General features: G+C 59.0%; 12 protein-coding genes. 6 read left to right on the top strand and 6 right to left on the bottom strand.

Annotation, left to right across the window (positions count from 1 at the left end; all coding sequences use genetic code 11):
• Positions 1-127: 127 nt before the first annotated feature.
• A complete protein-coding gene (gene glpD, locus ACTG36_RS01190; protein WP_375279513.1) occupies positions 128-1,705 on the top strand; it encodes a glycerol-3-phosphate dehydrogenase in 1,578 nt (525 codons plus the stop codon).
• On the opposite strand, the gene bchO is transcribed toward glpD, so the two are convergent.
• From bchO to crtA, 4 genes are read right to left on the bottom strand one after another with little or no spacing between them, the layout of a single operon-like run.
• On the bottom strand, positions 1,687-2,541 hold the full coding sequence (bchO, locus tag ACTG36_RS01185) for an alpha/beta fold hydrolase BchO (RefSeq protein ID WP_375279512.1): 855 nt from the start codon (positions 2,539-2,541) through the stop codon (positions 1,687-1,689). The genes glpD and bchO overlap by 19 nt on opposite strands.
• 2 nt (positions 2,542-2,543) lie before the next feature.
• On the bottom strand, positions 2,544-4,169 hold the full coding sequence (locus ACTG36_RS01180) for a magnesium chelatase subunit D (RefSeq protein ID WP_375279511.1): 1,626 nt from the start codon (positions 4,167-4,169) through the stop codon (positions 2,544-2,546).
• The gene (bchI, locus tag ACTG36_RS01175) at positions 4,169-5,173 is read right to left on the bottom strand and encodes a magnesium chelatase ATPase subunit I (protein WP_375279510.1); all 1,005 of its coding nucleotides are present in this window, start codon (positions 5,171-5,173) and stop codon (positions 4,169-4,171) included. Before bchI ends, ACTG36_RS01180 begins: the two co-directional genes overlap by 1 nt.
• Positions 5,170-5,874: a spheroidene monooxygenase gene (gene crtA, locus ACTG36_RS01170; RefSeq protein WP_375279509.1), complete on the bottom strand. Its 705-nt coding sequence runs from the start codon at positions 5,872-5,874 to the stop codon at positions 5,170-5,172. Before crtA ends, bchI begins: the two co-directional genes overlap by 4 nt.
• A 124-nt stretch (positions 5,875-5,998) precedes the next feature.
• Here crtA and ACTG36_RS01165 point away from each other — a divergent pair, with 124 nt between their 5' ends.
• From ACTG36_RS01165 to tspO, 3 genes are read left to right on the top strand one after another with little or no spacing between them, the layout of a single operon-like run.
• Positions 5,999-7,546, top strand: coding sequence for a phytoene desaturase (locus ACTG36_RS01165; protein ID WP_375279508.1), 1,548 nt, complete (start codon positions 5,999-6,001; stop codon positions 7,544-7,546).
• Positions 7,543-8,565 (top strand): 15-cis-phytoene synthase, encoded by a 1,023-nt coding sequence (gene crtB / locus ACTG36_RS01160; protein WP_375279507.1) that lies wholly within the window; start codon positions 7,543-7,545, stop codon positions 8,563-8,565. Before ACTG36_RS01165 ends, crtB begins: the two co-directional genes overlap by 4 nt.
• Positions 8,566-8,597: 32 nt before the next feature.
• The gene (gene tspO / locus ACTG36_RS01155) at positions 8,598-9,080 is read left to right on the top strand and encodes a tryptophan-rich sensory protein TspO (RefSeq protein ID WP_375279506.1); all 483 of its coding nucleotides are present in this window, start codon (positions 8,598-8,600) and stop codon (positions 9,078-9,080) included.
• On the opposite strand, the gene crtC is transcribed toward tspO, so the two are convergent.
• Positions 9,077-9,946, bottom strand: coding sequence for a carotenoid 1,2-hydratase (crtC, locus tag ACTG36_RS01150; RefSeq protein ID WP_375279682.1), 870 nt, complete (start codon positions 9,944-9,946; stop codon positions 9,077-9,079). The genes tspO and crtC overlap by 4 nt on opposite strands.
• Positions 9,901-11,469, bottom strand: a complete 1,569-nt coding sequence (gene crtD / locus ACTG36_RS01145) for a 1-hydroxycarotenoid 3,4-desaturase CrtD (protein WP_375279505.1) — start codon at positions 11,467-11,469, stop codon at positions 9,901-9,903. The genes crtC and crtD overlap by 46 nt, the downstream gene beginning before the upstream one ends.
• 97 nt (positions 11,470-11,566) lie before the next feature.
• Here crtD and ACTG36_RS01140 point away from each other — a divergent pair, with 97 nt between their 5' ends.
• Complete coding sequence (locus tag ACTG36_RS01140; protein ID WP_375279504.1) at positions 11,567-12,442, top strand: polyprenyl synthetase family protein; 876 nt, start codon at positions 11,567-11,569, stop codon at positions 12,440-12,442.
• Between the two features lies 1 nt (position 12,443).
• Positions 12,444-13,577 (top strand): methyltransferase, encoded by a 1,134-nt coding sequence (locus tag ACTG36_RS01135; RefSeq protein ID WP_375279503.1) that lies wholly within the window; start codon positions 12,444-12,446, stop codon positions 13,575-13,577.
• The last annotated feature ends 105 nt before the right edge of the window (positions 13,578-13,682 follow it).

Genomic DNA, 13,682 nt, shown 5'->3' with positions numbered 1-13,682 from the left:
GAAGACTCACTATCGTAAAATGTTCGCTTTTTCTATAAGCGAACATCATTTAATTTCGATCTTTTTCTTTCTGGGAAGGTTTGCTAAATGCGCTACTTAAGAAGTGACTCCAAACGCGGACAGACCCATGGCAGACGTAGAGACAGATTTTGACCTTTTCATCATTGGCGGCGGCATCAACGGATGCGGCATCGCGCGGGATGCGTCTGGACGCGGGCTGAAGGTCGGACTGGCGGAGATGAACGATCTTGCTTCGGCCACATCCAGTGCGTCGACGAAGCTCTTTCATGGTGGCTTGCGGTATCTTGAATACTTCGAGGTCCGTTTGGTCCGCGAAGCTTTGATTGAACGTGAGACGTTGCTGCGCGCCATGCCGCACATCAGCTGGCCGATGCGGTTTGTTTTGCCCTATCACAAAGACATGCGGTTCGAGGGATCGACGCCGACGTCCAAGATCCTCAACATTATGATGCCTTGGATGAAGGGACGTCGGCCCGCGTGGCTGATCCGTCTTGGGCTGTTTATGTATGACAATCTTGGCGGCCGAAAAATTCTGCCCGGCACGTCGACAGTTGATCTGACGACAGCGCCCGAAGGCAAGGGCATCGAAGACCGGTTTGAATTTGCCTATGAATATTCGGATTGCTGGATTGAGGATTCTCGCCTCGTGGTTTTGAACGCGCGTGATGCGGAAAACCGGGGCGCAAAAATCATGGTCCGGACCAAGGTCACATCGACAATCCGCCATGAGGATCATTGGGTCGTTCAGCTTGAAGATACCGACACAGGTGAGGCGCGGACGATCCGCGCCAAAATGCTAGTGAATGCAGCAGGCCCTTGGGTTGGTGATATCATCCAGCAAAAGGTCCGCTTGAACTCCACCGAAGGCGTTCGGTTGGTGCGGGGGTCCCACATTGTAACCAAACGTCTGTTTGATCACGACAAGTGCTACTTTTTCCAGGGCACCGACGGTCGGATTATTTTTGCCATTCCTTACGAGACGGATTTCACTCTGATCGGAACAACGGATGCTGAACATGACGATCCGAGCGTGAAACCTGTCTGTACCGACGAAGAGCGCGACTATTTGGTGGCATTCGCAAACGGATATTTCAAACAGGATATCACCAGCGATGATGTGGTCTGGACTTATTCCGGCGTTCGTCCCCTTTATGATGACGGCGCGCAAAGCGCGACAGCCGCGACCCGCGATTACACGTTGAAGGTCGATACCAATGGCGGCGCACCGATCTTGAACATCTTCGGCGGTAAGATCACGACATATCGCAGGCTTGCGCAAAGCGCCTTGGCGAAGATCTCCCCCCATTTTGATGGCGTTACCGGGGATTGGACGGCGGGGGTGCCTCTGCCCGGTGGTGATTTCCCAGTGGATGGCGTGGATGCGTTGATCCGCGATCTTATGCGGGACTATCCCTTTGTCGATGCGCGCTGGGCAAAGCGGCTGGTGCGGGCCTATGGCACCGACGCTAAGAACGTTTTGGGTATGGCGAAATCAGCCGCTGACTTGGGCCAAGATTTTGGTGCGACCCTGACCGAGGCTGAGGTGCGTTGGCTGATGGACAAGGAATATGCGCGCCGCGCTGAAGACGTGGTTTGGCGGCGCAACAAGCTTGGCCTACGCTTGAATGACATGCAGATTGCGGCACTTGACGCTTGGATGGTCTCTCAGCGCGAAGCGGCTTGAAGACACGTTTCAATCAAGGCTGCGATCTGTTCAGGGTCTTCTTCATGGGCAAGATGCCCGAGCTTAGTGACGCGGTGAATGTGGGCATCTGGCATCTGTTTCGCGGCATTGACGCTCGATGCGGGTGGTACGGCCTTGTCGCCATCCGCAACGATCAAATCGACGCGGGATGCTATGTTGGGCAGGGCGGTGGTTAACCCATCCAAGGACCATTGCGCCATCATCGACAATGTCGCATCCACGTGTGCCGCGTCTTGAACAAGACGGGTATAAAGTGCCTCTCCCGCAGCATCCAAATTCGAACCTGTTCCAGCAATAAGGTTATGAACCGATGCAGGCGTTGCTGCCTTCGAAAACAACTTGGCTGACAGTGGATTAAGCGCCAGCGCCTTTGCCATCATCGGAAACAGCCAGCCCGCAACACCTCTGAAATTGGACAGGGCTGCGTTGATGCCGATTACATGGGTAGGTTTATCGCGCGCCAGCTGTAGGGCAATGGCGGCGCCGGCGGAATGGCCGACAATGGCTTTCGGTTTCCATCCTTCTTGCGCAATCAGGGACGCGAGGTCGTCTGTCATATGCGCCAATCCGCACCGTCCACGGGCACCGATTTCGGTGAAGCCCTGACCGGGTAGGTCAACGGCTACGACATGATGGTTTTGTGCCAACAGAGGAAACAGACCACGCCAGCTTTGCGTGGCGCCACCCGCCCCATGGATGAGCAGTAGGGTATCGCCGGTTCCGCCTTCCTGAATGTGCCACCGGTGCGGGCGGCACAGCACTTTGCGGGACTGGTCCGCCAAAGGCCAACCGGCCAAATCCTCCGGCCAATGCATGGCTACTCCGCCAACGCGGCGGAGACAGCGCCAGACATCTTCTGGGCGTCCGCGCGGGGCAGCGGCACATAAAGGCCGTCCATTTTCCGTGCAAGGCCGGACAGAAACGCCGATGGCCGATTGCCAAGATCAAGAACGATCGATTCCAACCGATTTGCGCGAATATGGGCCGCGATTGTCTCTGAATCTTCGCACGCCGATGGTCTATCTGGACGACCGTCCAGCGCGATATTCGCACGCCCGTCGGTGAGAATGACGATGCAAGGGGACATGCCTTGGCGTTTTGCCGTCTGTGCAATTTGCATCGCCGCGTTCATCCCGGCAGCCAGCGGGGTGCCACCGCCACCGGGCAGCGCCGCAAGCCTGCGTTTGGTTTGAACGAGGGACCGTGTTGGCGGCAACAATGTCTCGCCCGTCTCACCACGAAACGCCACAAGGCTCACGTGATCGCGGCGTGAATAGGCTTCGGACAGCAGCAATTCGACAGCGCCCTTCGCCTCACCTAGGCGAGCCATGGCCGCGCTGCCGGAGGCATCGACCGTGAAGATCAGCAATCGGTCAGATTTCTCTTCGAACTGTTTGATCTGAAAGTCTGATGGGAGGACTTTGACGTGCCCCTTCGACGCATTGCGCAGCTTTTGCCACGGGGCAGCGGTCCGTAGCGTGGCAATCAGATCGAGGCGGTTACGACCTGTCAGGCGTCCGGCGCGCGCGGGCTTTGGCCGACCCCGTCGGTTGCCCCGGTGTTTTGCACCAGCACCTGCCCCTTTTCCAACCGCACCATGGGCACCGATCTGATCCAAAAGACCAGCGGGCAGGTTCGCTAGGACGGCGTCAAGAACACGGTCTTCCAATTGTCCGATGTCTTGCGGATCACTGGGGGCGGGGGCGTCCTGTTCTTCAGGGGTTTGTTCTGCCTCATCTTGCTGTGGCAGTTGCGTCGCACGGTGCGCGAGGGTGAGGGCAGCGGCGACCTCAATATCCTCAGGCTCAATCGTTTTTCGCAGAAATAGAGCCGCATGTGCGCGTGCGGCACGCAGGGCGAACAACGCGGGGCGCTGGCTGTCGATACCCAGTTGCACACACAGCGATACCAACGTGGTGATCGCTTCAGTCGATGTTGCGACACTCGGCAAGTCCCGTTTTGCACGTGCGATGTCATAAGCATCCGGAAGAAGTCCGACATCGCGTACGGGAAGATCGAGTGTGATGTGAAATGCCAGACGCTCTGTCAAAACGCTTGGCGGTGTTTCATCTTCATCCGCGCCTTCGTCCAGAACGATCAGCGTGGACAATCTGGCGTCATCCATCGCCAAAGACAGGCGCGCGGCAAGATCGGTTTCGCATCGATCGCCCATGGTCAAAACGGCCGTCCCGCAGCCAGCCAAAAGGCCCTGTTGCAATGCCAATGTGCCTGATTGCAAAGTCTGCGTCAGGTCAATTCCGCCAAAAAGGGTCTCATCGTCCATGGCGGGGTGCAGCTTGACCAGCGGGGCGGGCAGGATGCCCAACGCTTCAAGAAAAGCGTCGCGAACGGGGCCAGACCGCGCGCGGATATTGGCCCCGCCAAGTCCTGTCGGATCAATGGCGAGGAGGGACAGCGCAAGGGTGGCCCTGTCCCACGACATCAGGCCAGCACGTCTTCGACGACACGCGCGACGCGCGCATCGCTTCCTGCATCGTCCAATGGATCCCGGCGCAGACGGTGACGCAGTGCCATAGGGGCCACCGCGCGAATGTGATCTCGTCCAATGGCGGTGTCTTCGCGGAATGCTGCAAATGCGCGCGCGGCCTTCAGCAACGTCAGTTCGCCACGCAAGCCATCAGCGCCAAGTTTTAGGCAAAGACCAGCAATGTCTGTCAGGGCTGTTTCGGTTGTCTTAAGCTGACGTAGAGTCTGTTTCGCGGCCTCAATCTGGGTGCGTACAAGGGCATCTTCGGCTTTCCATCGCACCATGAACGCTTCGTAATCCGTTTCAAACGCGTCACGGCGTTTGATCACTTCAACCCGTTCTTCGATGGTGGTGGGGGAGGTCACTTCGACGCTCAGACCGAAACGATCCAGAAGTTGGGGGCGTAATTCGCCCTCTTCGGGGTTGCCGGAACCAACCAAAACAAAGCGCGCTGGATGGCGGATCGAGAGGCCCTCGCGTTCGACGACGTTTTCACCGGATTGGGCCACATCGAGGAGGAGATCAACAATGTGATCTTCGAGAAGGTTCACCTCATCAATATACAGGTAGCCGCGATTGGCGCGGGCCAAAAGACCCGGCTGAAATGCCTTTTCGCCGTGTGATAGGGCCTTTTCGATATCCAATGCGCCGGTCACACGGTCTTCGGTGACGCCCAAGGGCAGATCAACGACCGGCGTCGGCGCAGCGGAGATCGTTTTCTCCCCCATCTCAACCCAAACTGGGACCTCTTCGGCGCGTTCGGAGTTCACAGGGCAGCCTTCGACCCGTTGAATTTGCGGCAGCAGGGCGGCAAGGGCGCGGACGGCGGTCGACTTGCCTGTGCCGCGGTCGCCAAAGACCAGAACGCCACCCAACGAAGGGTCAATAGCGGTCAGGATCATGGCGAGTTTCATGTCCTCTTGGCCGACAATGGCGGAGAATGGAAAAGGCTGTTTCATGGCATATCCAGATTTGCGAGGGGGGAGGCACCGTTCCAGGTGCCCATGTCGGATTTCACAGCGAACCGCGCGTAGAGTTCTTCTCGAAACCAGTTGTTGTCGCGCACGGCGCGGATGGCTTCCGCGTGGTGGCCGGTGCGGGCGAAATTCGCCATGCGTTTGGCGTCCGGCCAGATGGAAAACGTCACCTGATGCAAGAGCGGAACCTCACCGATGCCGATTTTGAAGGCGACGTTTTGGTCCGCGCCGATGACGGAAGAAATATCGGGGACACGTTTCCAGAACTTGGCCGCAATCGAAGGTTTGACCGTTGCACGCGTCAAGGCTGCGAGGGGGCCGTCCGCTGTTTCGTCCGCAATCGTAAAAGGCGCCGTGCCCGACCATTCGCCTTTGACCGATGTTGGCGACAGAAAGACTGTCCAGTCTTCTGCGGCGCGGTTGCGGTAACGCTGAAAAATAGTCGCTGTGCCGATCCGGTTACGGGCGGTTTCGTGATCCGGCCACGTGGCGAGGATCGCATAGACGCCTAAGTTCGGGATCGGGGTGAACCCTTCGCCGGTGCCTGACCCGCAAAGTTTCCAGAACCCGATGTCAGGTGTGCGCGGCAGCGACAACCGGGCCGCACCCATCATCGCAAACGCCCAAAGGCGGTCGCGCGTCCGGTCAAACCGGAACAGGCTGAGGGTGACGATTTGGCTCACGCGCGTGGTTCCCTTTGCGGTGTCAGGATGAGTTTACACATTTTGAAGCATTTGGGAAGTCTGCCGCTCCCCACGGTCCAAAGGATAAGTTGTAAAAGAGGGCATCGCGGATTACTGTCAGCTTATGTTGACACATGATCCCCGTTTCGAATCGTCTGATGTGGCTTTGGTCGTTGGTGCCGGCCTTGGCGGATTGGCCGCCGCAATGCGGCTGGGCGCCAAAGGCTACCGTGTGCAGGTGCTGGATAAACTGGACCGCGCTGGTGGGCGCGGATCGTCGATCAGCCAGAACGGTCACCGGTTTGATTTGGGCCCCACCATTGTAACCATGCCTGAAGTGTTTGAAGACCTTTGGGCCGCGTGCGGACGGGACTTTCACCGCGATGTAGACCTGCGCCCCATGGATCCGTTCTATGAGATGAGGTGGGAAGACGGCAGTTCGTTCAAGGCACGACAAAGCACCGATGCCATGGTGGCTCAGGTGGCGAAACTATCGCCCCGCGATGTCCCCGGTTTCCACAAGTTTCTGAAAAGCGCCAAGGCGCGCTACAAGGTCGGGTTTGAGGGGCTGGGCCGCCGGTCCATGCATGAACTGTGGGAGACCATTAAGGTCCTGCCAAAATTCGCCCAGCTGCGCGCCGACAGGTCGATCCTTGGGCATGCGCGGGCCTACGTCAAAGATGAACGGTTGCGCATGGCGCTGTCGTTTCATCCGCTGTTTATTGGCGGCGATCCCATGCATGTGACGTCCATGTATGCTTTGGTCAGTTACCTCGAAAAGGAATACGGCGTGCACTACGCCATGGGCGGTGTGCAGGCGATAGCCGATGCCATGGTCCGTGTGATTGAGGATCAAGGCGGCACCGTGCGGTTGGGTGTTGAGGTAGACGAAATCCTTGTCGAGGGCGGCCGCGCGTCAGGCGTGTCCATGACCGATGGCAAAAAAATGCACGCAGGTGTTGTTGTCAGCAATGCGGACGCTGGCCACACCTATGATCGTCTGATGCGAAACCACAAACGCAAACGTTGGACGGCGTCCAAGTTGAAACGCAGCCGGTGGTCCATGGGGCTTTACGTCTGGTATTTCGGCACCAAGGGCACGGCGGGCAAATGGGGGGATGTGGGACATCACACGATCCTCAGCGGGCCACGTTACGAAGGGCTGCTGCGTGATATTTTCATGAAGGGCAAGTTGGCCGACGACATGAGCCTTTATCTGCATAGGCCATCAGTGACGGACCCCAGCGCGGCACCGCAGGGGGATGACACATGGTATGCGCTGTCGCCTGTCCCGCATTTGGGCCATGCGGAGGCTGTCGATTGGCAGGCCGAGGCCCCGAAGTATCGCGAAAAGGTTGCCGCCGTTTTGGAAAAGACCATTCCGGGGTTTCAGGATCACCTGTCCGCGTCCGAAGAATTCACGCCTGAAACCTTCCGCGACAGGTATCTGTCCCCTCACGGCAGCGGCTTTTCCATTGAACCACGGATTCTACAATCGGCGTGGTTTCGGCCCCATAACGTTAGTGAAGAGGCCAAGGGTCTCTACCTTGTTGGCGCGGGCACCCACCCCGGTGCGGGCCTGCCAGGTGTGATTTCCAGTGCCGAAGTTCTGGGCCAACTGGTGCCAGAGGCCCCTCGTGTTGCAGTGGCAGAAAGATTGGCTGCCGAATGATCCGCGAAGAAGATTTGAACCACTGCCGTGAGGCGATCCGCACGGGGTCTTATTCATTCCACGCAGCGTCCCGTTTGCTGCCAGCGGCGGTTCGTGATCCGGCCTTGGTTCTCTATGCGTTTTGCCGTTTGGCTGATGATGAGGTCGATGAGGGCGATCACAAACGCCGCGCTGTCCTGAGCCTGCAGGACAGGCTAGATGCGATCTATGCAGGGCGTCCCAAAGATGCGCCTGAGGATCGGGCGTTTGCCTCGGTGGTTGAAGAATTCGATATGCCTAAAGCCCTGCCGGATGCTTTGCTCGAAGGTTTGGCATGGGATGCACAGGAACGACGCTATGACGATCTGTCGGGCGTGCGGGATTATTCTGCGCGTGTCGCGTCCGCCGTTGGCGTTATGATGTGCGTGCTGATGCGGGTGCGCGACGCCGATGCACTGGCGCGGGCCTGTGATCTGGGCGTGGCCATGCAGTTGACCAACATTGCCCGCGACATTGGTGAGGACGCGTGCGCTGGGCGTATTTACCTGCCTCTCGACTGGTTCGATGAAGCAGGACTGGATGTCGAGGCTTTTCTGGCTGATCCGCAGGCAACCCCGGATGTGCGCCGCATGGCGCGGCGCCTCTTGGCGGAGGCAAAGCGGCTATATCTGCGGTCTGAGGCTGGTGTGCCAGCCTTGCCCCGCAATTCGCGCATGGGCATCTATGCGGCGCGTTTCATCTATGCTGGCATCGGCCACGAAGTACGCCGCGCCGGGCACGACAGCATCACGCAGCGGGCGCATACATCGAAGGCGCAAAAAATCGGGTGGATGGGGCAGGCGATGCTGCGCACAGGTGTGAGCCTGATCACGCCACGATCCCCGATCCTGCATGCGCGACCCTTGGATGAGGTCGCATTTCTTGTGGATGCGGCATCGCGCGAAGGACGGCCTATGGGACGCACGGCCGCATTGCTTGATGTGTTGGCGCAGTTGCAGCGACAAGACGACGATATTGGACAACACTCCAACCCCGTCTAGATAACGGGCAACACCGCTTTTAGGGACCCACTATGGATATTTGGCTGTTCTTGTTGTTCCTCGCCGCGACATTTGCAGCCGGTGCTACGGGTGCAATGTTTCCACCTGGCAAGTGGTATGAGGCCTTGGAAAAGCCAAGCTGGACACCGCCGAACTGGATGTTCCCTGTGGCCTGGACGACGCTTTATCTGCTCATGTCATTCGCAGGTGCGCGTGTGGCGGGTGAAGCGGGCGCAGGGTTCGCTATGGGGTTTTGGGCTTTGCAAATCGCGCTCAACACCTTGTGGACGCCGGTGTTCTTTGGCCTTCGCCGGCTAAAACAAGCGGTGCCAATCATGGGTGCGCTGTGGATTGCGGTCGCAGGCTCCATGATCACCCATTGGATGGTCGATACGTGGGCTGGGTTGGCGTTTGTGCCCTATCTGGCATGGGTTACGGTTGCGGGCGCGTTGAACATTTCCGTCGCCCAGCGCAATCCGGATGTGGCCCCAGTGGCCCTGCAGGATCAGCCCTAAAACCGCCACTTCGCGCGGCGCGGGACGCGACAGGCGAGCATCGGTTTCAAGAACGGTGACGCAAAGCGGTTCAGGTCAAGCGCCTCATGCACACCCGTCACACGTTCACCGTTCAATGTCGTTTCCACGGCTGAGCGTGAATAGAATGGTGCGTCCAGCATCGGCAAAACTTGGCGGGGCGTGGTTCCTGCATCCGCCCGTGTCTCACGACGGACTTGCCAGAGGGAGCGTTTGAACGGCGTACGCGGGGGGGCGTCAGTGTAGGCCATGTCCCCGTCTGGCGAAAACCCGATCGCGCTGTCCAGCGTCGTGCCATCGCGGCGTTCGGCGTCGTAGATACAGACGGCCCCGTCCGAGGTCGGGTATCTGCCCCACGTCCAGAAACTGAAATCCTCCTCCAATGCGCGGGTGCCAAAGTTGCTGTCGAAATACCCGTGTCCGTCCCACTGCCATCCGTCCGCCTCAAGATCGACGGTGATGTCGCTGATGGGCGCGAAGGGACGCCAGACATGGGCGCCGTCATTGGTCAGCAACAGTTCCTTCGATGTCACCGCCTTTGGCGTCAACTTGATCTGCCCCCGCACGCGACTGATGACCGGCGGGGCAGAGATTTCGTTGATATCGATGGTAAGGGATGTGCCATCCCAATGCAGTGATGAGGGGCCGACAGTGAAAGTATCCTCTGTCTGGCGCAAAGCGCTGCGGCCACGGTCAGTCATACTGAACCGCCCGCCGGGGCCATAGGTGGCCACGTTGATGCAGACGTGGTTTTCTGGGTCACGCCTGCCGGACCATTTATACCAAGGCGAAAAGACCGATCCTATGAAGGCGATGACGCTGACGGCGCGGGTGCCGTCGTGGCTGATGCCGTCGACGTACCACCAAGCGTAACCGTTGGGCGGGACGGCAAGGTTAAACGCAGGTCCGTGGAGATCGCCTCTGCCGCGTGCAGTCCGGAGAGGGTCGCCATGGGAACCCCCGCCCCCGGATGTGCCCCGCCCCCCGCCAGATAGAGCCCCCCCATCGCCGTGCGTGCCGTCGGGCGTTTCAACCCCGCTGTCATCCCATGCGGGGATCGCCCGTAAAGCGACCCGAGGCTGGCCGGAAACAGCTGATTGAAGTCCGCCGGCTGGGTCAGCGTCGTGGTGTCCGGCATGGGTGTGAAGCTGAGCCCCATCTGCTCCAGACGGGTGAGGATATGTGTCTGACATTGGGCGGCCCTTTCGTGGGTGGCAGTGTCGTCTGGCCCGCAAGGGGCGGCGTTCATAATGATCTCAAAGCGTTCGGGGCCGGAGGGGATGGCGTTGCCGCCTCGGTCCTGCGCACAGATATAAAGTGTTGGATCAGTCGGAATTTTACCGGCCGCGATGGGATCGAATTCATCACGGGGGTCATCGCCGAAAAAGACGTTGTGATGGGAGAGATCGACGCCTTGTGGGATGGCGGCAAAGGCCATGACATCAGCAGACAAGCTGCGTGGTGTCACGGCGGCGTCCGGCACGGCTGTGCGTGCGGTGTCGCCCAAATGGCCAGTCGTCAAAGCCCGTGGGTCGCCATTAAAGGCCACCGCATCGGCATGATGTCGGATGCCGTCTACAGTGATGCAAGCGCCCGTATCCGTATCGGCAATGTGGGACACCGGCGTGCCCAGATGAATGACCCCGCCGCGCGCGACGATCAGGTCGTGCAGAGCGCGGGCCAGTGCATGCATCCCACCTTTGACGGACCACACGCCGGTGCCCTCCGCGTGCCAGATCAGCGACAGCAAAGAAGGTGCCGCATAGGGGGAGCCGCCAACATAAGTCGCGTACCGACCGAACATTTGCCGCAACTTCGGGTCAGAAAACTGACCGCGCAACATCTGGGCGAGGGTCTGATGGGGGGCCATGGCGCGTAGAATGCGCGGATCTTTCATCACGACACCCGCCAACGCCAAAGACGACGGTTTTGCCGCCTGCATCATCGGGCGATCAAAGGCAGTGAACAGACGTTTCGCACGGTTGGAAAAGGCTTCGAATTCTTGTGCCGCGCGTGCGCCAAAAGCCTCTGCGACGTTTTGGGCCGATGCTGATGGGTCTGACATTAAATCAAGTGTCGTCCCGTCGGACCAAAAGTGTCGTGCGATTGTTGTGTCGGGGGTCAACGTTACGTGGTCGTCCAGCCGTTCGCCGCAGGCCTCGAACAGATCATCGAAGACCCACCGCATCGTTAAGACCGTGGGACCCGCATCGACCGGTCCTGCCATTGACGGAACCGTCCGCATCTTGCCGCCCACAGCCTCAGCCGCTTCAAACATCGTGACCTGTGCGCCGGTGGCCAAAAGGCGCAGGGCAGTGGCCAGCCCGCCGATGCCTGTTCCGATGACAATGATATGGGCGGGGGACGACATAAGGCTTTCGTTGACTCGCTTTCTGAATGTGTCCACTATAGTTTACACATTGCCTGTCTGACAACATAGACAGATCGGGCAGCAGTTTGGAGGTCCCATGCCCTTGAGTGTGTTCAGTCAACGGATCGAAGCCGCGATGACAGCTGCGGTATCGACGACCCAAAACGGAACTCCGCCTGATCAGCTGACCCGTGCAGTGGCCTATGCGGCAGCACCGGGTGGCGCGCGAATCAGGCCCACAATTTTGCTAAGCGTTGCCATGGCCTGTGGCGATGACCGCCCCGATGTCAGCAATGCGGCCGCCGCTGCGCTGGAGCTTATTCACTGCGCCAGCCTCGTGCATGATGACATGCCCTGTTTTGATGACGCCGATATTCGCCGCGGGAAGCCGACGGTGCATTTGGCTTTCTCGGAACCTTTGGCCCTGCTGACTGGCGATAGCCTGATCGTTCTTGCCTTTGATCATCTGGCACAGCAGGACGCGGATCGGGCCCTGCCGTTGATCCGCCATTTGGCCACACGCACAGGCACGCCCTTTGGCATTTGCGCCGGTCAAGGTTGGGAAAGCGAGCGCGACATCAATCTGTCCGCCTACCACCGTGCCAAAACTGGCGCGCTGTTTATTGCAGCGACCCAAATGGGCGCGATTGCAGCGGGTCAAGATCCGGAACCTTGGGAAGAACTCGGCGCGCGCATCGGGGAGGCCTTTCAGGTCGCCGACGATCTACGTGATGCCCTCTATGATGAGGCTGAGCTTGGCAAACCTGTCGGCCAAGACGAAATCCACAACCGCCCCAATGCGGTGACGGAGCTGGGGGTTGACGGTGCTGTGACACGGTTGAAAGACATTCTGGGCGGTGCGATCTCGTCCATTCCGTCCTGCCATGGTGAGGCCGCTTTGGCTCAGTTGGTGCAAGCCACGGCGAAGAAACTCATCCCGTCCAGTTCGGTTATCCGCGTTCCAGGTGAATGATATGGCCGATGGTGCGCGCTTTACGGGCGGTCTGACGGCGACCGCCCCCAAGGGCTGGCGCAACCGGTTAATGGCCTCATCGCGGTTTCAGACATGGGCGGCATGGTTCCCCCTGACACGTGGTTTGGTCCGCCGCGAAGGACAGGCCCTTTTCGACATCATGGCGGGTTTTTGTCATTCGCAAATCTTGATGGCCTTGGCTGAACTGAAACTGCCAGAGGCGTTGTTGGCAGGGCCCGTCACCGTCGATGCATTGGTCCAGGATACGGCAATCCCGCAGGATCGATTGACGATATTGCTGCGCGGCGGGGCCGCGATTGGGATGTTGAAGCTGCGGCGTGGGAAAGTGTCATTGACCCAGCGCGGTGCAGCCTTCGCCACCGTCCCCGGTTTGTCCGCCATGGTCCGCCACCACCGCGCGTTCTACCGCGACCTTGAGGACCCCGTGGCATTCTTTCGTGGTGAAACGACGACCGAACTGGCCGAGGTTTGGCCATATGTTTTCGGAACTGGGACAGCTATAGACGGGACGACCGCGCAGGCCTATTCCGACCTCATGGCCCAAAGTCAGGTCTTGGTCGCGCAGGACACATTGCGGATGGTGTCGTTTGACGGAATTTCCAAGCTTATGGATGTGGGTGGCGGCACCGGTGCGTTCTTGGAGGCCGTAGGGCGCGCCAATACCGATATATCGCTGCGACTTTTTGATCTGCCTGCTGTGGCCCCTGCCGCGTCCGACCGGTTTCAGGATGCCGGATTATCGCCCCGCGCTGAGGTTTTGACAGGATCGTTCAAGGAAGATGTCTTGCCGGATGGGGCAGATGCGATCTCACTTGTGCGGGTGTTGTACGATCATTCTGACACCACGGTTGCCGATCTTTTGGCCAAAGCCTTTGCCGCACTGCCACCGGGTGGACGTATCATCATTTCGGAACCGATGAGCGGCGGCACGAGGCCGGACAAAGCAACCGACGCCTATTTTGCCTTGTATACATTGGCGATGCGGACGGGCCGGACCCGTTCAGCTGCGGAAATTTCAAGCCTCCTTGAAGCGGCAGGCTTTGTGGCCATCACCGCAAAACGTCCCCTACGCAGTTATGTCACCGCTGTTGTGATGGCTGAAAAGCCAAGCTGACAGATAGTTGTCTAACTAGATTGACACACATAACTGTCAGGTTAAACTTACACATAACGAATACTGTAATTTTGACACCCTGATTCTGTGGGTGTCTTCGATTGG

Origin of the sequence: Pseudooctadecabacter sp. (genome assembly GCF_965657175.1) — a bacterium.
GTDB lineage: Bacteria > Pseudomonadota > Alphaproteobacteria > Rhodobacterales > Rhodobacteraceae > Octadecabacter.
Note: the sequence above shows the minus strand (reverse complement) of the source record. Positions and strands in the feature narration are given on the sequence as shown.